This is a genomic window from Streptomyces sp. NPDC004435 (assembly GCF_042873895.1).
In the GTDB taxonomy this organism is placed as follows: Bacteria; Actinomycetota; Actinomycetes; order Streptomycetales; family Streptomycetaceae; genus Streptomyces.
The window spans coordinates 182731-201782 of sequence record NZ_JBIAMB010000001.1 but is presented as its reverse complement, the minus strand read 5'-3'; the positions used below and the strand labels follow the sequence as shown (position 1 = coordinate 201782).

The following is a 19052-nucleotide window of genomic DNA, read 5'->3' as shown; positions in this document are numbered from 1 at the left end:
GCGGGGCCGCACCCCACCGGGGGCTACGGCCGCAGGCCGTGCTCCCTCGTCACGTCCTCGTCCACCGGCTTGTCCAGGCGGGCGTCGAAGCGCGCCAGCGGCCGGGCCGCCTCGACCGCCGGGGCGTCCACGCCGGCCCAGGCGAGGATGCGGGCGGTGGCCTTCTCGCGCTCGGCGTCGGCGAGTCCGGCGACGTTCGCGCCGTGGTTGGCACCCGGCGCGGTGAAGACGTAGCTGTCCCGGGCGCCCTTGCCGAGGCGGAAGGGCTCGGCACTCCACGGGTCGTTCTCGCCGTTGACGAAGAGCATCCGGTTCGCGTTCTTCCGGACCCAGTCGTCGACGTCCCGCATGACCCACGGCTTGAACCTCATGGGGATCTCGCGGGGCACGAAGTTCGAGGCGGGCTGGTAGCCGTAGCGGGTCAGGCCGCGCAGGTGGGGCTGCTTGATGCTGGGCGAGCCGAGCTCGGTGGCCGCCTGGTAGTAGTACGGCGTGTAGTACTCCAGGCCCTGGTCGGTGTAGGCGCCCCAGCCGGCGTAGGCGTCGATCGTCTCGTAGACGGTGTCGTCGCTCGCGGTCCTCGCGTCCGGGATCGTGTCGCAGACGTCCTCGCCGTAGTACTGCCAGAAGCCCCAGACGAAGTCGAGGACGGTCGCCTCCCACGCCTTGTCGAGCGAGCCGACCGTGTTGAAGGTGGCGCCCTCGGTCGCGACCCACGCCTTGAACTTCTCCTGGAGCGGGCCGCGGCGCAGCAGGGCCTCGCGCTGCATGGTGTTCAGGCGGTCGCGGCACTCCTTGGTGCCGACGTTCGCGAAGAACCGGTCGTAGGCCGAGTCCTCCTTGTTCACGACGTCGTTGGGGGCCACGTAGGCGACGACGCCGTCCATGTCGCGCGGGTAGAAGCGCTCGTAGTAGGTGGCGGTCATGCCGCCCTTGGAGCCGCCGGTGGAGAGCCAGTTCTCGCCGTAGACCTTCTTCAGGGCGGTGAAGATCCGGTGCTGGTCGGTGGCGGCCTGCCAGATGTCGAGCTTGGACCAGTCGGCGGGCGCCGGACGGGACGGCGTGAAGAAGCGGTACTCCATGGAGATCTGGTTGCCGTCGATGATCCGGGTCGGCTCCGCCCGGCTCGGGGTGGTGCTCAGGCCGTAGCCGCTGGTGCGGAAGACGGTGGGGCGGTCGGTGCCCTTGTGGAGCACCGAGATCCGCTGCTGGAACGTTCCGGCCCAGGGCCGCTTGTGGTCGATCGGCTGCTCGTAGTTCAGGACGAGGAAGCGGTAGCCGGCGTACGGCTTCTCCTCGATCAGGCTCATCCCGGGGATCGCCAGGAGGCGGTCCTTGATGTCCGAGCCCGGCGCGTCGGCGACGGTGCCGGCGGACTCCGTACCGGCGGCGGTGGCGGTGGCCACGCCGGTGGAGCCCACGATGCCTATGAGCACCGAAAGCGACAGCATCAGTCTCAGCGACTTACGCATGCACCCTCCCATGATTCACAACGGTGCCGTGAACCTAGCGGGGTGAACGTCCGGGCCGCCAGACCCGGTTGAGCCTTACCTCTGCATCAGCACAGGATCCAGCCGGTGGCGGTGGAGCGCCCGGAGACGGTCGCGGTGGCGCGGACGCAGCGGTTGAGCGCGTGCACGGTGACCGGACCGGCCTGCCGGCCCCAGCGTCCGGTGACGACCGCGGCCCGGCCGCCGCGCGGCTGGAGGGTGACCTTCATGGGGCGCGGCGCGCCGGGCCGCTTGGCGAGGACGAGCGCGCAGGCGTAGTGGCGGGTGCGGTAGAGGCGGAGCTCGCCGGTGGCGAAGGCGACCGTGCGGGCGGGCCGTCCGTGGCAGACGGATACGGCGTCGGCGGTGCCCGCGCCGGGCCCGGCGAGCGTCAGGAGACCGGCGGCGAGGACGAGGACGAGACCGTACGCGACGGGGTGCACGCGCGCGCGTGCCACGGCGTGCGCGAGGCTCCGCCGGAGCGCGGCGAGCGGACCCCGGAGGCCTCTCCGGGACGCGCGGGCGGCGGGTACGGGCGTGGGTACAACGGTGGGCGCGGGTACAGCGGTGGGCGCGGGCGCGGCGGCGCGGGGTCTGCCGAGGGGCGCCTGTGCGTGTGCCGCCCGCCGTCGGTCCCCTGTGTCTCCGGACATGCCCGCTCCTCCCCCGCCGTCCGTTCGCCCGTACAGGCTTACGACGCCCGGGACGTCCGTACGGTTGCCCCCGGCGGTCGCGGTCACGGCAGGAAGTAGCCCATGACCAGGCAGAGGAAGATCGACTCCGCGGCGATCAGCGTCCACAGGGCGGCCCGGCGGGCCCGGGTGGGCGGGGCCCCGTCCGGGACGGTGAGCGCCCGCAGCCAGGCGCCGCCCGCGACGGCCAGGGTGGTCGCGTACAGCCAGCCGGGGATCTCCCGGCAGGTCCCGCGCATCACGCACGCCGTGCCCGCCTCGGTGGAGAGGACGAGCATCACGCCGAGGAGCGTCGCGGGCAGGAACAGCAGCCCGGCCCAGAGCGCGGCGCGGCGCAGCGCCCGGGCTTCCAGGTAGGGGGTCGCGGCGGGCACCGGGGCCGTGTCCGGGGCGGGAGCGTCGGGGACGGGGGGCGCGTCCGGGCGCTCGGTGGCGGGCGCGGGGGCCGGGGCGGGGGCGTTCGGGCCGCCGGTGTCGTTCATGACACCGATCCAACCCCGGCCGCCCCGGCCCCGTCATGAGCCCCCGTACTCAGATCGCGGCCGGTTCCTCCTCCGGCTCCGCCTCGCCGATGAAGGTGCGCCACAGGGCCGCGTACCGGCCGTCCCGGGCGAGGAGCTCGTCGTGGCTGCCGTCCTCGGCGACCCGGCCGTGGTCCATGACGACCACCCGGTCGGCGCGGGCGGCCGTGGTGAGCCGGTGGGCGACGATCAGCGTCGTACGGCGGCCGGAGAGCCGCTCGGTGGCGGCGTTCACCTGGGCCTCGGTGGCCAGGTCCAGGGCGGCGGTGGCCTCGTCGAGGAGGAGGACGTCCGGGTCGACCAGCTCGGCCCGGGCGAGGGCGATGAGCTGCCGCTGGCCGGCCGAGAGGTTCCGGCCGCGCTCGGCGACCTCGTGGAGGTAGCCGCCGTCGAGGGTGGCGATCATGTCGTGCGCGCCGGCCGCGCGGGCCGCCGCCTCCACCTCGGCGTCGGTGGCGCCGGGCCGCCCGTAGGCGATGGCGTCCCGGACCGTCCCGGCGAAGAGGTACGCCTCCTGGGGGACGACGCCGAGCCGGTGCCGGTACGAGGTGAGGTCCAGGTCGCGCAGGTCGGCGCCGTCCGCGGTGACCCGGCCCGAGGTCGGGTCGTAGAACCGGGCGACCAGCTTGACCAGGGTGGACTTGCCGGCGCCGGTCTCGCCGACGAACGCGACCGTCTGCCCGGCGGGGATCCGCAGGTCGATCCCGGTCAGCGCGGCCTCCTCTGTGCCGTACGCGAAGGAGACGGACTCGAAGGCGATCTCGCCGCTCAGCGACAGCACCTCGCGGGGTTCCTCGGCCGGGGCCGTGGAGGTCGGCTCCTGGAGGAGTTCCCGCATGCGGCCGAGGGAGACGGCGGCCTGCTGGTAGCCGTCGAAGACCTGGGAGAGCTGCTGGACGGGGGCGAAGAAGAGGTCGATGTAGAGGAGGTAGGCGACGAGGGCGCCGGTGGTGAGGGTGCCGGCCTCGATCCGGTTGGCGCCGACGATCATGACGGCCGCGGCGGCTCCCGAGGAGAGCAGGGTGACGAAGGGGAAGTAGACCGAGATCAGCCACTGGCCGCGCACGCGCGCGTCCCGGTAGGCCTCGCCGCGCTCCGCGAACCGCGCGGCGCCCGCCCGCTCCCGCCCGAACGCCTGCACGATCCGCAGGCCGGCGACGGACTCCTGGAGGTCGGCGTTGACGACGCTGATCCGCTCGCGGGCCAGCTCGTACGCCTTCACGCTGGAGCGGCGGAAGTAGTAGGTGGCGACGGCGAGGACCGGCAGGGTCGCGAAGACGACCAGGGCCAGCTGGAGGTCGAGGACCACCAGCGCCACCATGATCCCGAAGAAGGTGACGACCGAGACGAAGGCGGTGACCAGGCCGGTCTGGAGGAAGGTGGACATCGCGTCGACGTCCGTCGTCATCCGGGTCATGATCCGGCCGGTGAGCTCGCGCTCGTAGTAGTCCAGGCCGAGCCTCTGGAGCTGGGCGAAGATCTTCAGGCGGAGCGCGTAGAGGACCCGCTCGCCGGTGCGGCCGGTCATCCGGGTCTCGGCGGTCTGCGCGACCCACTGGACGAGGACGGTGACCAGGGCGAGCGCGGAGGCGGCCCAGACGGCGCCGATCGCCAGCCGGTTCACGCCCTCGTCGATGCCGTGCCGGATGAGCACCGGCAGGAGCAGCCCGGCGCCCGCGTCGAGGGCGACCAGGCCGAGGCTGATGAGGAGGGGCGCGCCGAAGCCGCGCAGCAGCCGGCGGAGCCCGTAGCCGGTCTCCGGCTCCACGGCGCGGGACTCGTCCACCTCGGGGGTGTCGGCGGCGGGCGGGAGGGCGGCGACGGCGGCGAGCAGCTCGGGGGTGGCTCCGGCCGCCTCGGCCGTGCGGTCGGCGGTCTCGTCCCGTACCCACAGGGCGGGGGTGATGCCCCGCTCGGCGTCGAACTCGGCGTCCAGCTCGGCCCGCAGCGGGTCGTCCTCCCGGGGGGCGGGGCCGGTCTTCAGGACGTGTCCGGGCGAGACGCCGCCGAGCTCGTCGGGGTCGGTGAGGAGACGGCGGTAGAGCGCGGAGCGCTTCTCCAGCTCCGCGTGGGTGCCGAGGTCGGCCAGCCGGCCGCCGTCGAGGACGGCGATCCGGTCGGCGAGGCCGAGGGTGGAGCGGCGGTGGGCGATGAGCAGGGTGGTCCGGCCCGCCATGACGGCCTTCAGGGCCTCGTGGATCTCGTGCTCGACCTTGGCGTCCACGGCGGAGGTGGCGTCGTCGAGGACGAGGAGGCGGGGGTCGGTGAGGATCGCGCGGGCCAGCGCGACGCGCTGGCGCTGGCCGCCGGAGAGGGTGAGGCCGTGCTCGCCGACCTTGGTGGCGTAGCCCTCGGGCAGCTCGGCGATGAAGCCGTCGGCGCGGGCGGCCCGGGCGGCGGCCTCGATCTGCTCGTCGGTGGCGTCGGGGACGCCGTACGCGATGTTGGCGCGGACGGTGTCGGAGAAGAGGAAGGAGTCCTCCGGGACGAGGCCGATGGCGGCCCGCAGCGACTCCAGGGTCAGCTCGCGCACGTCGTGGCCGCCGACGAGGACGGCGCCCCGGTCCACGTCGTAGAAGCGGGGCAGGAGGAGCGAGACGGTGGACTTGCCCGAGCCGGAGGAGCCGACGAGGGCGACGGTCTCGCCGGCCCGCAGCTCCAGCGAGAAGCCGTCGAGGACACGCTTGCCGTCGCCGTACGCGAAGGTGACGCCGTCGAACTCGACGGTGGCGGGGGCGTCGGCCGGCAGTTCCTTGGTGCCGTCCGCGAGGGCCGGCTCGGTGTCGATCAGCTCGACGACCCGGTCCACGCCCGCGCGTGCCTGCTGGCCGACGGTGAGGACCATGGCGAGCATCCGGACCGGGCCGACCAGGGAGGCCAGGTAGGCGGAGAAGGCGACGAAGGTGCCGAGGGTGATCTGGCCCTTGTAGGCGAGCCAGCCGCCGAGCGCGAGGACGGCGACCTGGCCGAGGGCGGGGACGGCCTGGAGGGCGGGGGTGTAGCGGGAGTTCAGCCGGATCGTCCGCAGCCGCGCGGCGAACAGCTTCCGCCCCGCGTCCCGGATCTTCCCGGTCTCCTGGTCCTCCTGGCCGAAGCCCTTCACGACCCGGACGCCGGTGACGGCGCCGTCGACGACGCCGGCGACCCCCGCGGCCTCCTGCTGGGCGGCCCAGGTGGCCGGGTGGAGCCGGGTCCGGCTCCGCTTGGCGATCCACCACAGGGCGGGGGCGACGGCGAGGGCGACGAGGGTCAGCGGGATCGACAGCCAGGCCATGACGGCCAGCGAGATGACGAAGAGGAGGATGTTCCCGATCGTCATCGGGAGCATGAAGAGCAGGCCCTGGATGAGCTGGAGGTCGCTGGTGGCGCGCCCGACGACCTGCCCGGTGGACAGCTCGTCCTGCCGCCGCCCGTCGAGCCGCAGGATCGTCCCGTACATGTCGTCGCGGAGGTCCCGCTGCACGTCGAGCGCGAGCCGGCCGCCGTAGTAGCGGCGGATGTAGGTCAGGACGTAGACGAGCACGGCGGCGCCGAGCAGCAGCCCGGTCCAGACGGTGAGCGACCGCGAACCGGTGCCGATCACGTCGTCGATGATCACCTTGGTGATGAGCGGCACCAGCGCGAGCAGCGCCATGCCGGCGAGCGACGAGCCGAGCGCCAGCACGACGTCCGTCTTGTACCGCCAGGCGTACGACCACAGCCGCCGCGCCCACCCCTGTTGCCGTTGCTGCCCCACCACCGCCACGTGGCGCCTCCCGTCCGTCCTGGTCTACCGGAAGGCCACAACGTGCCCGACGTGCCATTTCATCCCGCCGCAACAAAGACGGGACGGAAGTCCTAGGACCACCCCCTCCGGGGTAGGAACCGGTGGGACGTGGCCGCGCGACAGGAAGGGGACGCCCGTGGGGCGGGTCGAGGACGGGATGCCGTACCGCTGGGGGCAGCTGTACGGGGCGCTGGTCGCGATGCGGTCGCTCGCGGGGACGGGGCGGATCGCGTCGGTGCCGGCGACGCTGGTGACGGCGGCGGCGGACAACCCGTACAACGTCTGCCGGGGGCTGCTGCGGGATGTCGGGCACCAGTTGCTCGCGGCGCGGGAGCGGGGTGGGGCGGCCGCCGACGCGGCCGCCGTGATCATGGACGACATAGCGAGGTCGATCCCCCCGCGCCGCGAGTCCAAGAACAACGTGACCCCGCAGGCGGCGGTGTTCGCCCAGGGCTACGAGGACCGGTTCGCCGCGTACCGCAAGGCGTGGGAGTCCCTGACCGGCTGAGACCCGGCCGGAGGCCTGCCGGCTCAGAGGTGGGTCGGTTCGAACATCTTCAGGAGGGCCGGGAGGACGACGACCGAGGGGCCGGGGGTGGCCAGGGCCTTGGAGAGGTCGGCGGTCAGGGCGTCGGGGGTGGTGCGGACGGCGGGGACTCCGAAGGACTCGGCGAGGGCGACGAAGTCGGGGCGGGCCAGCTCCGTGCCGGTGGCCTCGCCGAAGGCGTCCGTCATGTACTCGCGCAGGATGCCGTAGCCGCCGTCGTCGACGATCAGCCAGGTGACGTCGAAGCCGTACTGCCTGGCCGTCGCCAGCTCCGCGATCGAGTACATCGCGCCGCCGTCGCCGGAGACCGCGAGGACCGGGGTCGTCGGGTCGGCGGCGGCCGCGCCGAGCGCGGCCGGGAAGCCGTAGCCGAGGCCGCCGGCGCCCTGCGCGGAGTGCATCGTGTTGGGGTGCCGGGCGTCGAAGGCGGACCACGCCCAGTAGGCGAGGATCGTCATGTCCCAGAAGCTCGGCGCCCGGGACGGCAGCGCCTCGCGGACCGAGGCGACGATCCGCCGCTCCAGGTCCAGGTCCTGCGCGGCCAGCCGGTCGGCGACCTTGTCCAGGACCGTACGGACCCGGGCGGGGGCGGTGGCGTCGGTGCGCTCCCCGGCCGTCTCCAGGAGCGCCTGGAGGGCGAGGCGCGCGTCGGCGTGGATGCCGAGCGCCGGGTGGTTGGACTCCAGCTTGCCCGCGTCCGCCTCGATCTGGATCACCCGGCCGCGCGGGGCGAAGGTGTGGTAGTTCGAGGACAGCTCGCCGAGGCCCGAGCCGACGACGAGGAGGACGTCGGCGTCCTCCAGGAAGTCGGTGGTGTGCCGGTCCTCCAGCCAGGACTGGAGGGAGAGCGGGTGCTCCCACGGGAAGGCGCCCTTGCCGCCGAAGGTGGTGACCACCGGCGCGTCGAGGCGCTCGGCGAGCGCGAGGAGCTTGCCGGAGGCGTCGGAGCGGACGACGCCGCCGCCGGCGATGATCGCCGGGCGCTCGGCGGTCGTCAGCAGGTGCGCGGCGACGGCGGTCAGCTCGGGGCGCGGGACGACGTCCTCGGGGGTGGCGTCCATGGCCGTGACCACCGGCAGGGTGGTCTCCGCGAGGAGCACGTCCTGCGGGATCTCGACCCAGACCGGGCCGTACGGGGCGGTGAGCGCCGACTCCCAGGCCGCGGCGATCGCGGACGGGATCTGGGAGTGCGTACGGACCGTGTGGACGGACTTCACGACGTCCCGGAAGCTGGCCTGCTGGTCGCGGAGCTCGTGGAGGTAGCCGTGCCGGCCGCCGCCGAGTCCGGCGGCGGGGATCTGGCTGCCGATGGCGAGGACCGGAGCGGAGGCGGCGGCGGCCTCCTGGAGCGCGGCGAGCGACATGAGGGCGCCGGGTCCGGTGGAGAGCAGCAGCGGGGCGGCCTCGCCGGTGACGCGGCCGTAGGCGTCGGCGGCGAAGCCCGCGTTGTTCTCGACGCGGAGGCCGACGTAGGTCAGCGAGGAGCGGCGCAGGGCGTCGAACATGCCGAGGGCGTGCTGGCCGGGGAGACCGAAGACCGTCGTGGCGCCGAGGCCGGTGAGGGTCTCGATGACGAGGTCGCCGCCGGTCCGCCCGGCGGGCGGGTTCAGCGCGGCCTCGGTCTGGGCGGCGGTCGGTCGCAGGACCAGGTCGTGGTCGTGGGTCATGTCGGGGTCCCCTGGGCGTCGTGGTCGTTCGTGCGCGAGGGGTGGCCCGCCCCGGCGGGGCGGGCCCCCCCCGGGCATATAGGCGCGCCCCCCGCTGGGGGGGCAAGTTCGTGCTGGGGGTGGGGGGGGGGGGGGGTGGGGGGCGCCCGGGGGGGGGGGGGGGGGGGGGGGGGGGGGGGGCCCCGGCCGGGGGGGGCGGGCCACCCCCGGGAATTATCGGCTCGCCGCGATCTGGCGGCTCATGATCGTGGTCAGTTCGTAGGCCGTGTGGGAGGCGGCGACCGCGGTGATCTCGGCGTGGTCGTAGGCCGGGGCGACCTCGACGACGTCGGCGGAGACCAGGTTGCAGGAGGAGAGGCCGCGGAGGATCTCCAGGAGCTCGCGGGAGGTCATGCCGCCCGCCTCGGGGGTGCCGGTGCCGGGGGCGTGGGCCGGGTCGAGGCAGTCGATGTCGATGGAGATGTAGAGCGGGCGGTCGCCGATGCGCTGGCGCAGCTGGTCGGCGACCTCGTCGGCGCCACGGCGGTAGATGTCCGCGGAGGTGACGATGCCGAAGCCCATCTTCTCGTCGTCGGTGAGGTCCTGCTTGCCGTAGAGCGGGCCGCGGGTACCGACGTGGGAGAGGGCCTCGGTGTCGAGGATGCCCTCCTCGACGGCGCGGCGGAACGGGGTGCCGTGGGTGTACTCGGCGCCGAAGTAGGTGTCCCAGGTGTCCAGGTGGGCGTCGAAGTGGAGCAGGGCGACGGGGCCGTGCTTCTTGGCGACCGAGCGGAGCAGCGGGAGGGCGATGGTGTGGTCGCCGCCGAGGGTCATCATGCGGGCGCCGGTGCCGAGGAGCTCGTCGGCGGCGGCCTCGATGGTCTCGACGGCCTCGTTGATGTTGAACGGGTTGACGGCGATGTCGCCGCCGTCGGCGACCTGCGCGAGGGCGAAGGGGGAGGCGTCCTGCGCCGGGTTGTACGGGCGGAGCAGGCGGGAGGCCTCGCGGATCGCGTTGCCGCCGAAGCGGGCGCCGGGGCGGTAGGAGACGCCGGAGTCGAAGGGGACGCCGACCACGGCGATGTCGGCGGTGCCGACCTCGTCGAGCCGCGGCAGGCGGGCGAACGTCGCGGGACCGGCGTACCGCGGGACGCGGGACGAGTCGATCGGGCCGCGCGGGGTGTTCTGGTCGCTGCTCATGGTCGGTGTCCTCCTGGTGGGACGGTGGGGTGGGGTGTGCCGGGCGGCCCGGTCATGGCCGCCCGGAAGCGTCAGGCGCCGGCCGTGACCGGCTCGGTGGTGCCGGCGGAGCTCCCGCCGGGCTTCTCGGGGGCCTCGCCGCCCTGGCCGGCCAGGCGGGCCCGCCAGTTGGCGAGGATCGCCGCGTCGGTGGGCCGGGTGGCCAGGGAGACGATCACGTAGGCGGCGAGGGAGGCGAGCAGGCCGTAGTAGATGGGCTGGTTCGCGAGGATCCCGTACGCCGCCATCAGGGCGACGACGGTGACGCCGCCGGCGGCGATGGCCGCGAGGGCGCCCTGGACGGTGCCGCGCTTCCACAGCAGTCCGCCGAGGATCGGCACGAGGAGGCCGCCGACGAGGAGGTTGTAGGCGACGGTGAGGGCCTGGACGACGTCGTTGAGGGCGATCGCGATCAGGATGACGCCGACGCCCATGATGAGGATGAAGACGCGGTTGCCCTTCACCTCGTCATGGTCGTCCTGCTGCTCGGGCGTCTTGGTGAGGCCGCGCAGCCGGGACCAGATGTCGTTGTTGGCGACGGTGGCGCAGGCGATGAGGGCGCCGGAGGAGGTCGACATGACGGCGGCGAGCGCGGCGGCGAGGACCAGGCCGCGGACGCCCATGGGCAGCTCGTCCTTGACGATGGTGGCGAAGGCGTCGTCGGCGGAGGGCAGGTTCGGGTACATGACCTTGGCGGCGGTGCCGATGACGGCGCCGGCGATCGCGTACACCAGGCAGTAGGTGCCGGCGACGGTGCCGCCCCACTTGGCGGTCTTGTCGGTGCGGGCGGTGAAGACCCGCTGCCAGATGTCCTGCCCGATGAGCATGCCGAAGGTGTAGATCAGCACGTAGGTGAAGATCGTCTCGCCGCCGATGCCGAGGGGCTCGAAGTACGCGGTGGGCAGCTGGGCCTTCATCTCGGCGAAACCGCCGGCCTTGACGACGGCGATCGGCAGCAGCAGGAGCAGCACGCCGATGGTCTTGACGACGAACTGCACCATGTCGGTGATGGTGATCGACCACATGCCGCCGAGCGTCGAGTAGGCGACGACGATGGTGCCGCCGAGGACGATCGCAAGCGTGCGGGGCAGGTCGAAGAGGACGTCGAAGATGGTGGCGTAGGCGATCGTCGAGGTGACGGCGAGCATGAGGGTGTACGCCCACATGACGAGGCCGGAGATCATGCCCGCGCGGCCGCCGTAGCGGAGGTCCAGCATCTCGGAGACGGTGTAGACCTTCAGCCGGGCGATGCGGGCGGAGAAGAAGACGCTCAGGGCGAGCAGGCCGAGGCCGATCGTGACGACCATCCAGGCGCCGGAGAGCCCGTACTTGTAGCCGAGGCCGACGCCGCCGATGGTGGAGGCGCCGCCGAGGACGATCGCGGCCATGGTGCCGGAGTACATCCACGGTCCGAGGCGCCGTCCCGCGACCAGGAACTCGCTCTTGGACTTGGCGCGGCGCATGCCCCACCAGCCCATCGCGAGCATGCCGGCCAGATACAGGACGATCACTGTGTAGTCGACGGCCATGGGGCCCTCCTTCGCGCACCTCGGTGGCGTGTCGTGCGGGGAATGTGACCGGGAGCTGGTCGCGGGGACATCCGCCCGTACCCGCGGCTCCTGGATCCCTCGACAGTAGGTGGCCGGAAAGCGACGATGAAGTGTACGTTTCCTCCACTGTAGGGGCGGGGGATGTACGAAGGATCCATGACCATGAGTGCGACACGCGAGCCCGCCGCCACCCCGCCCGTCCCCCGGGTCACCCTGGCGGCGCTGCTCGCCCGCCGGGAGCTGGGGCTGCGGCTGCTCGCCGGTCCGCAGGACGTGGCGCTGCACTGGGTGCACACCTCGGAGATGGCCGACCCGTACCCGTACCTGCTCGGCGGTGAGCTGCTGATGACGGCGGGCGTGCAGCTGACGGATCCGGCGCGGTACGTGGAGCGGGTGGTGGAGGCGGGGGCGGCGGCGCTCGGCTTCGGCGTGACGCCCGTCTACGACACGGTGCCGGCGGAGCTGGTCGAGGCGTGCGCCCGGCACGGGCTGCCGCTGATCGAGGTGCCGCCCCGGACGCCCTTCACGGCGGTGGCGCGGGCGCTGTGGCGGCTGATGGCGGAGGCGCGGCTGCACGAGCTGCGCCGGGTGACGGAGGCCCAGCAGTCGCTCGCCACGGCCGCGGCCCGGCCGGCGCCGGTCCCGGCGGTGCTGGGCGCCCTGGCCTCCCGGCTGGGCGGCCGGGCGGTGCTGTTCGGCGCGGACGGCTCGGAGTCGGCGGCGGCCGGCCGGGAGCTCGGTCCCGAGGCGGCGCGGGCGCTGGCGGAGCTCGCCGGGGTGGTCGGGCCCCGGCCGGGCGGCCCGGCGTCGGCGAGCGGGGAGGGCGGCGGACTGAAGCTCGCGGCGTACGCGCTCGGCGGCGGCGACGGGCTGACCCTGGGGGTGGCGACGGAACGCCGCGACCCCGGCGACCACACGGTCGCCGGGGTGGCGGTGGTACTGCTGTCCCTGCTCACGGCCCCGCACCGGGCCACCGAGGTGTCGGGGCGGGACGCGGCCCTGACGCGGCTGCTGCTCGGCGCCCCGGCGGCGGAGACGGCCGCCGCGCTCTCCCCCGGCCCGTGGACGGTGGCGCACGCCCGGGGCGGCGACGGCACCCCGTTCGCGGCGGCCGGCCTGGCGGCGGCGCTGGGCACGGACCTGGTGGAGGCCGGCCCGACGGTACGGCTCCTGCTGCCGCCGGGGGCGGCGGCGACCGTCCAGCCGGGCTGGACGCTCGGCGTGAGCGCCCCCGCCGCCCCGGACGCCCTCCCGGCGGCGGACGCCCAGGCCGCGCGGGCGCTGCGCCGCGCGGAGGCGACCCGGACCCCGCTGGTACGGCACCGGGCGAACGGCCTGGCGGGTCTGGTGGACCCGGAGGAGGCCGCCGCCCACGCGCGCGTGCTGCTCGCTCCCCTCAGCGAGCCGCAGGCGGAGACGCTGCGCACCTGGCTGTCCCTGCACGGCAGCTGGGACCGCACGGCCGCCGCGCTGGGCGTCCACCGCAACACGGTCCGGCAGCGGATCGCCCGCTGCGCGGTCCTCCTCGACCGCGACCTGGACGACGCGGACGCGCGGATGGAGCTGTGGTTCGCGCTGCGGTGAGGACCGGGTCAGTACAGCTTGTTGACGGCGGTCTTCGTCGTGGTGCGGAAGGCGGTCAGCGGGGCGTCCTTGAAGTCGCCCATCTGGCCCCAGCGGACGAAGGTGACGGTCTTGCCGTCGCGGCCCACCGAGAAGAGGTGGATGTCGGTGCTGCCGATCTGCGGGTCGGCGGTGTCCAGGCTGTAGACCCAGGCGCCCTCCTCGACGGCGAGCTTGCCGTGGAAGGCGCTGACGGCCTTCAGGCCCGGGTTCTGCTTCTCCAGGAGGGAGCCGCAGCCGGCGAGGGACTTGCGGAGGGTGTCGACCAGCTTCACGGCGTCGGCCTCGGTGCGGGCGACGTTGGTGATCTGGACGCCGTTGGTGTCGAGCTCGGTGCTGAACTCGCGGTAGCGGGAGTTCTGCGCCGGGATCTTGTACGGGGCGCAGAGGGCGCCGCCGTTCTCCGGGACGCCGTTGAAGATCTGGGTGGCGGTCCACGGCGTGGACGACTTCGGCAGCTGGGAGGCGGCGAGGAAGGCGGGCTGGGCGGCGGCCTGCGCCGGGCCGGCGGCGAGTGCGGCGAGGCCCAGGGCGGCGGTGGCGGTGGCGGCGAGTGCGGCACGGAACTTGTTCATGGTGGTGGATCCCCCGTCGGGTCGTTCGGTCAGTGCTCCATCAGCCTCGGGCCACCGCCCGCCGCATGCAACGGTGACGCGCCCGTCCCCCGTCCCGGAACCATTCCACCCCCGCTGACGTGCAAGGACGTGAAGGCGTGGGACGCAGGGTCGAGGGGGATGGAATGCCGAAGGACGCCGCTGTCGAGGAGTTCGCACGGTTCGTGCGCGCGCTGAAGGCGCGGGACGGGCGGAGTTACGAGGCGCTGGGCCGGCGCCTGAACGTCAGCGCGTCCACCCTCCACCGCTACTGCTCCGGCGCGACCGTCCCGGAGGAGTTCGGCGTGGTCGACCGCCTCGCCTCGCTCTGCGGGGCGGACGAGGAGGAGCGGCGGTCCCTGGAGGCCGCCTGGACCCGCGCGGACCGCACCCGCCGCCCTCCGGCGCCGGAGGCCGCCCCGGTCTCGACGCCGGCGCCGGGACGGGACCCCGGGCCCGCGCCGGCGGCCGCGCGGGAACCCGCGCCGGCCCCTCGCCCGGACTCCAGCCCGGCCCCGAGGACCACACCGGAGCCCGAAGCGCGGTCCGGTCCCGCGCCCGCCCGGGAGGCCGTGTCCGGTTCGGAGCCCGCGCCCGTCCCGGAGTCTGTGTCCGTCCCGGAGGCCGTGTCCGGGCGGGAGGCCGCGCACGGGCCCGAGCTGGCACCCGTGCACGCGCGCGTGCCGGGCCTCCCGTCCGAGCGGCGGCGGCGGCGGTGGGGGTGGCCGGCCGTGGTCGGCGGGGCGCTCGCGGTCGTGGGGGCGATGACGCTCGGAGCCGTACTCCTGCCCGGGAAGGCCCGGGAGCGGGCCGCCGAGCCGCCGGTGCCCCCGCCGCTGACGTGGACCGTCTCCTCGCACCTGTGGAAGAACGGGTGCGGGCACACCTACCTCATGGAGCGGACGCCCCCTCCCCCGCCCGAGGCGGCCGACGCCCGGAGCTGGGCGACGGCGCGGGGGGCCGTGCACGGCGGGGAGACGCTGGTGCGGGTGTCGGTGCAGGGGAAGGGCGCGGCGGCCGTGGTGCTCCAGGCGCTGCACGTGCGGGTGGTGGAGCGGGACGCGCCGCTGCCGTGGGCGGGGTACCGGATGGACGACGGATGCGGCGGGGCGGTGACGCCGCGCCGCTTCGAGGTGGACCTGGACCGGCCGCGGCCGGTGGCCCGGGCGCTCGACGGGTACGACGCCTCCGGTCAGGAGGGCCGGACGCTCCCGGCGGTCTCCTTCCCCTACGCGGTCAGCCTCACCGAGCCGGAGGAGCTGCTGGTCTCGGCGGCGACGGCGACCTGCGACTGCCGCTGGTACCTGGAGCTGGAATGGAGCTCGGAGGGACGGCGCGGGACGGTCCGGATCGGGGACGAGGACGGCCGCCCCTTTCGGACGAGCGGGGCGAAGGGACGGCCCCTGTACGGGTACGACTCCGTGGAGCGGGCCTGGATCACAGGCGGGGAGTCTGGACAGGGCGGGTGACCGCTGGGTAACTTCGTTGACGACAGACTGAGCAAGCGCTTAGCCAACTGGGCCCGCACACCGGAGGAGTCGCACCGTGCGCCGTACCGTATTCAACGAGGACCACGAGGCGTTCCGGGAGACCATCCGGGCCTTCATCGAGGCCGAGGTCGTCCCCGTCTACGACGAGTGGTTCGCCGCCGGCCAGGCGCCGCGCGACTTCTACTACAAGCTCGGCGAGCTGGGCATCTTCGGCATCAACGTGCCGGAGGAGTTCGGCGGCGCCGGCCTCGACACCCACAAGTTCGAGGCCGTCCTCTACGAGGAGACCTCCCGCGCCGGTGTGCAGTTCGGCGGCTCCGGCGTGCACGTGCTGCTCGCCCTGCCGTACATCAAGATGCTCGCCACCGGCGACCAGAAGAAGCGCTACCTGCCGAAGTTCGTCTCCGGCGAGGAGATGTGGGCCCTCGCGATGACCGAGCCGGGCACCGGCTCCGACGTCGCGGGCATGAAGACCACCGCCAAGCTCTCCGAGGACGGCACCCACTACGTCCTCAACGGCGCCAAGACCTTCATCACCGGCGGCGTCCACGCCGACCGCGTGATCGTCTGCGCCCGCACCTCCGCCCCCTCCGCGGAGGACCGCCGCTTCGGCATCTCGCTCTTCGCCGTCGACACCAAGTCCGAGGGCTACTCCATCGGCCGCAAGCTCGACAAGCTCGGCCTGAAGACCTCCGACACCGCCGAGCTGGCCTTCGTCGACGTCAAGGTCCCCGTCGAGGACCTGCTCGGCGAGGAGGGCAAGGGCTTCTCCTACCTCGGCCACAACCTCGCCTCCGAGCGCTGGGGCATCGCCTTCGGCGCCTACGCCCAGGCCAAGGCCGCGGTCCGCTTCGCCCAGCAGTACGTGCAGGACCGCGTCGTCTTCGGCAAGCCGGTCGCCCACTTCCAGAACACCAAGTTCGAGCTGGCCGCCTGCCAGGCCGAGGTCGACGCCGCCGAGGCCGTCGCCGACCGCGCCCTAGAGGCCCTGGACGCGGGCGAGCTGACCCCGGCCGAGGCCGCCTCCGCCAAGCTCTTCTGCACCGAGGTCGCCCACCGCGTCATCGACCGCTGCCTCCAGCTGCACGGCGGCTACGGCTACATGAACGAGTACCCGATCGCCCGCCTGTACGCCGACAACCGCGTCAACCGCATCTACGGCGGCACCAGCGAGATCATGAAGTCGATCATCGCGAAGAGCATGGGCCTGTAAGTGCCCGAAGCGCCTTCCGCACTGGATGACCTGCTCGCTCTGCTCGACCTGGAGCGGATCGAGCAGGACATCTTCCGGGGACGGTCCAGGTCCGCGATCGTCCCCCGCGTCTTCGGCGGCCAGGTGGCCGCCCAGGCGCTGGTGGCCGCGGGCCGGACCGTCCCCCCGGACCGTCTCGCCCACTCCCTGCACGCGTACTTCCTCGTGCCGGGCGACCCGGGCGCGCCGATCGTCTACGAGGTCGACCGCATCCGCGACGGCCGCTCCTTCACCACCCGGCGGGTCGTCGCGATCCAGCACGGGCAGCCGATCTTCCACCTCTCCGCCTCCTTCCAGGCGTACGAGGAGGGGCTCGACCACCAGGACGCCATGCCGGCCGCGCCCGACCCGGAGTCGCTGCCGACCGCCGAGGAGATGCTGCCCCGCCACCTGCCGGAGGGCGTGGCCCGGCGGCTCGTCGAGGCCCGCGCCGCCGTCGACCTGCGGTACGCCGACGTCCCGCCCTGGGGCTCCGTCGGCGAGCCGCGCGAGCCGCGCTCGCAGGTCTGGTTCCGCACCAACGGCAAGCTCGCCGACGACCCCCTGCTCCATGTCGTCCTCGCCACCTACGTCTCCGACATGACGCTCCTCGACTCGGTGCTGCTCGCCCACGGGCGCGGCGGCTGGGCCGTCGGCGACGTGGTCGGCGCCTCCCTCGACCACGCCATGTGGTTCCACCGGCCCTTCCGGGCCGACGAATGGCTCCTCTACGACCAGGAGTCGCCGTCCTCCTCCGGCGGGCGCGGCCTCGGCCAGGCGAAGATCTGGACCCGGGACGGGCGGCTGGCGATCTCCGTCATCCAGGAGGGTGTCGTTCGCGTCCCGCGCCACTGACCGGACATACCGTCCGATGTCATGACGGATGCGGATGTCAGGGCCGACAACAGCGAAAGCACCTTCACGGTGCTCGTGGCGGCGGGCGCGAACCTGGGGATCGCGGTCGCCAAGGCCGTCGCCGGCGTCATCAGCGGATCGAGCGCGATGATGTCGGAGGCCGCCCACTCGGTCGCCGACACGGTCACCGAGGTCATGCTGCTCACCGCGCTCAAGCGGAGCGAGAAGCCCGCCGACGAGGACCATCCCGTCGGGCACGCGGGCGAGCGGTACGTCTGGGCGATGCTCGCCGCCGTCGCCACCTTCGTCGGCGGCGCGGTCTTCTCGTTCTACGACGGCATCCACACCCTCACCCACGGCGAGGAGCTCGGCGACCCCCTCGTCTCCTACATCGTCCTCGCCGTCGCCTTCGTCCTGGAGAGCTTCTCCCTGCGGACCGGCGTCAAGCAGGTCAAGGCGGAGGCGGAACGGATGCGGGCGCCGTTCGCCGAATACCTGCGGCAGACGCCGGACACCACCGTGAAGGCGGTCGTCCTGGAGGACGCGGCCGCGCTCGCCGGCCTGATGCTCGCCGCGGGCGGCCTCCTCGGCGGCCAGATCACCGGCTCCGGCGTCTGGGACGGCGTCGCCTCGATCCTGATCGGCTGCCTCCTCGTGTACGTGGCCTGGACGCTGGGCCACGCCAACGCCCAGCTCCTCATCGGCCGCCCGCTGCCGCGCCCCATGCGCGCCGAGGTGCGCGAGGAGCTGCTCGGCGTGACGCACGTGGTGGACGTCCTGGACCTGATCACCCTGATCCAGGGGCCCGGCGAGGTGCTGATCGCCGCGAAGGTCGACTTCCGGGACGTGGCGACGGCCGCCGAGGTCGAGCGGGCCTGCGAACAGGCGGAGGCCCGGCTGCGGGCCCGCTTCCCCTCGGTGCGCCGGGTCTATCTGGACCCGACGCCGGGACCGGCCGGATCAGCCCAGTAGACCGGCCGCGTTGAGCACGTACGCGGTCAGCGGCTCGTAGAAGCGGGGGTCGATGACGTGGTCGTCGAGCGGAACGGTCACCTTCATCGTGCCCTCGGCCTCGGCGAGGAAGAGCGCCGGGTCGTTGCAGTCCGCGTAGCCGACGGAGTCGATCCCGCGCTGCGCGGCGCGGCCGGCCCAGCCGTGGTCGGCGACGACGAGGTCCGGCGCGGCCTCGCCGAGCAGGGCGAGGCCGTCGAGGATCGCGTTCATCGGCTCGGGCGAGTGGGTGTGCCAGAGGCTGGCGCCGCGCTCGAAGACGGCGACGTCGGCGAACTGCACCACGTACCCCTCGTCGGCGGTCAGCCCGCCCGGGATCCGCACGATGTCGCAGCCCTGCGCCCGCAGCGCGGCGGCGACCCGGCTGTGCGCGTCGATCAGCGCGCCCGGGTGCCCGGTCGCGAACAGCACCCGCTGCCGGCCCGCGGCGGCCTCCTTGAGCCGGGCCGCCATCCGGTCCAGGGCGTCCACGGTCAGCTCGGGGTCGATGGTGTCCTGCCCGGCCCGGTGCGCGGGGTCGTCGACGACGCCGCAGCGCTCCGCCATCACCGCGAGCACGTCCTGCTCGTCCGTCCACCGGTCGCCGAGCTCCAGGCCGAGCCAGTAGTGCCGGTCGCCGTTGGCGAGCTTCCGGTAGTGGGCCAGGTTGTTCTCACGGGGCGTGGCGACGTCCCCCGCGATCCGGCTGCGGAGGAGGTGCTCGACGAGGGCGTCACGGCTGAGTATCGGCATGCGCCTCATTCTGCCGCGCCCCCGCGCCCACCGGGGCGGTGTCTCAGGACGCGCCACGTCCGCGCA

General features: G+C 73.8%; 15 protein-coding genes. 6 read left to right on the top strand and 9 right to left on the bottom strand.

The annotated features are described in order from the left end of the window. Positions 1–23 precede the first annotated feature (23 nt). The 4 genes from ACFYT9_RS00930 to ACFYT9_RS00915 form a co-directional block, all read right to left on the bottom strand. The gene (locus ACFYT9_RS00930) at positions 24–1472 is read right to left on the bottom strand and encodes an aminopeptidase (protein ID WP_387271676.1); all 1449 of its coding nucleotides are present in this window, start codon (positions 1470–1472) and stop codon (positions 24–26) included. Positions 1473–1558: 86 nt separating this feature from the next. Further along, positions 1559–1948, bottom strand: coding sequence for a hypothetical protein (locus ACFYT9_RS00925; RefSeq protein WP_387271678.1), 390 nt, complete (start codon positions 1946–1948; stop codon positions 1559–1561). A 278-nt stretch (positions 1949–2226) separates the two neighbouring features. Next, the gene (locus ACFYT9_RS00920; RefSeq protein ID WP_387271680.1) at positions 2227–2664 is read right to left on the bottom strand and encodes a hypothetical protein; all 438 of its coding nucleotides are present in this window, start codon (positions 2662–2664) and stop codon (positions 2227–2229) included. 49 nt (positions 2665–2713) lie between these two features. After that, on the bottom strand, positions 2714–6448 hold the full coding sequence (locus ACFYT9_RS00915; RefSeq protein ID WP_389160096.1) for an ABC transporter ATP-binding protein: 3735 nt from the start codon (positions 6446–6448) through the stop codon (positions 2714–2716). A 157-nt stretch (positions 6449–6605) separates the two neighbouring features. On the opposite strand from ACFYT9_RS00915, the gene ACFYT9_RS00910 reads away from it, so the two are divergent. Continuing rightward, a complete protein-coding gene (locus ACFYT9_RS00910) occupies positions 6606–6977 on the top strand; it encodes a hypothetical protein (RefSeq protein ID WP_389160094.1) in 372 nt (123 codons plus the stop codon). Positions 6978–7000: 23 nt separating this feature from the next. On the opposite strand, the gene ACFYT9_RS00905 is transcribed toward ACFYT9_RS00910, so the two are convergent. The 3 genes from ACFYT9_RS00905 to ACFYT9_RS00895 form a co-directional block, all read right to left on the bottom strand. Further along, a complete protein-coding gene (locus ACFYT9_RS00905) occupies positions 7001–8683 on the bottom strand; it encodes a thiamine pyrophosphate-binding protein (protein WP_389160092.1) in 1683 nt (560 codons plus the stop codon). Positions 8684–8896: 213 nt separating this feature from the next. Next, positions 8897–9862 (bottom strand): agmatinase, encoded by a 966-nt coding sequence (speB, locus tag ACFYT9_RS00900; protein ID WP_189847489.1) that lies wholly within the window; start codon positions 9860–9862, stop codon positions 8897–8899. 71 nt (positions 9863–9933) lie between these two features. Next, positions 9934–11430, bottom strand: coding sequence for a sodium:solute symporter (locus ACFYT9_RS00895; RefSeq protein ID WP_389160090.1), 1497 nt, complete (start codon positions 11428–11430; stop codon positions 9934–9936). 162 nt (positions 11431–11592) lie between these two features. Here ACFYT9_RS00895 and ACFYT9_RS00890 point away from each other — a divergent pair, with 162 nt between their 5' ends. Next, a complete protein-coding gene (locus ACFYT9_RS00890) occupies positions 11593–13035 on the top strand; it encodes a PucR family transcriptional regulator ligand-binding domain-containing protein (protein WP_389160088.1) in 1443 nt (480 codons plus the stop codon). A gap of 8 nt (positions 13036–13043) precedes the next feature. On the opposite strand, the gene ACFYT9_RS00885 is transcribed toward ACFYT9_RS00890, so the two are convergent. Continuing rightward, positions 13044–13649, bottom strand: a complete 606-nt coding sequence (locus ACFYT9_RS00885; protein WP_389160086.1) for a hypothetical protein — start codon at positions 13647–13649, stop codon at positions 13044–13046. A 164-nt stretch (positions 13650–13813) separates the two neighbouring features. On the opposite strand from ACFYT9_RS00885, the gene ACFYT9_RS00880 reads away from it, so the two are divergent. The 4 genes from ACFYT9_RS00880 to ACFYT9_RS00865 all read left to right on the top strand — a co-directional run bounded on the left by ACFYT9_RS00880 (position 13814) and on the right by ACFYT9_RS00865 (position 18215). Beyond that, positions 13814–15136 carry a helix-turn-helix domain-containing protein gene (locus tag ACFYT9_RS00880; RefSeq protein WP_389160085.1) on the top strand — a complete coding sequence of 441 codons (1323 nt, stop codon included), beginning with the start codon at positions 13814–13816 and terminating at the stop codon, positions 15134–15136. A gap of 76 nt (positions 15137–15212) precedes the next feature. Further along, entirely contained in the window at positions 15213–16370 is a 1158-nt protein-coding gene (locus ACFYT9_RS00875; protein ID WP_376250650.1) for an acyl-CoA dehydrogenase family protein, read from the top strand. After that, on the top strand, positions 16371–17243 hold the full coding sequence (locus ACFYT9_RS00870; RefSeq protein ID WP_387271697.1) for an acyl-CoA thioesterase: 873 nt from the start codon (positions 16371–16373) through the stop codon (positions 17241–17243). Positions 17244–17264: 21 nt separating this feature from the next. Beyond that, on the top strand, positions 17265–18215 hold the full coding sequence (locus tag ACFYT9_RS00865; RefSeq protein WP_389160083.1) for a cation diffusion facilitator family transporter: 951 nt from the start codon (positions 17265–17267) through the stop codon (positions 18213–18215). Here the strand turns inward: ACFYT9_RS00865 and ACFYT9_RS00860 are convergent. After that, a complete protein-coding gene (locus ACFYT9_RS00860) occupies positions 18204–18986 on the bottom strand; it encodes a phosphatase (RefSeq protein WP_376601649.1) in 783 nt (260 codons plus the stop codon). The two genes, ACFYT9_RS00865 and ACFYT9_RS00860, sit on opposite strands and share 12 nt — an antisense overlap. Between the last annotated feature and the right edge of the window lie 66 nt (positions 18987–19052).

What these genes read in the sequence shown, in the direction of transcription:
- ACFYT9_RS00865 (WP_389160083.1), top strand. Translation starts at nt 17,265, where the DNA reads ATGACGGATGCGGATGTCAGGGCCGACAACAGCGAAAGCACCTTCACG.
- ACFYT9_RS00885 (WP_389160086.1), bottom strand. Translation starts at nt 13,649, where the DNA reads ATGAACAAGTTCCGTGCCGCACTCGCCGCCACCGCCACCGCCGCCCTG.
- ACFYT9_RS00920 (WP_387271680.1), bottom strand. Translation starts at nt 2,664, where the DNA reads ATGAACGACACCGGCGGCCCGAACGCCCCCGCCCCGGCCCCCGCGCCC.
- ACFYT9_RS00905 (WP_389160092.1), bottom strand. Translation starts at nt 8,683, where the DNA reads ATGACCCACGACCACGACCTGGTCCTGCGACCGACCGCCGCCCAGACC.
- speB (WP_189847489.1), bottom strand. Translation starts at nt 9,862, where the DNA reads ATGAGCAGCGACCAGAACACCCCGCGCGGCCCGATCGACTCGTCCCGC.
- ACFYT9_RS00890 (WP_389160088.1), top strand. Translation starts at nt 11,593, where the DNA reads ATGTACGAAGGATCCATGACCATGAGTGCGACACGCGAGCCCGCCGCC.
- ACFYT9_RS00895 (WP_389160090.1), bottom strand. Translation starts at nt 11,430, where the DNA reads ATGGCCGTCGACTACACAGTGATCGTCCTGTATCTGGCCGGCATGCTC.
- ACFYT9_RS00860 (WP_376601649.1), bottom strand. Translation starts at nt 18,986, where the DNA reads ATGCCGATACTCAGCCGTGACGCCCTCGTCGAGCACCTCCTCCGCAGC.
- ACFYT9_RS00930 (WP_387271676.1), bottom strand. Translation starts at nt 1,472, where the DNA reads ATGCGTAAGTCGCTGAGACTGATGCTGTCGCTTTCGGTGCTCATAGGC.
- ACFYT9_RS00880 (WP_389160085.1), top strand. Translation starts at nt 13,814, where the DNA reads ATGCCGAAGGACGCCGCTGTCGAGGAGTTCGCACGGTTCGTGCGCGCG.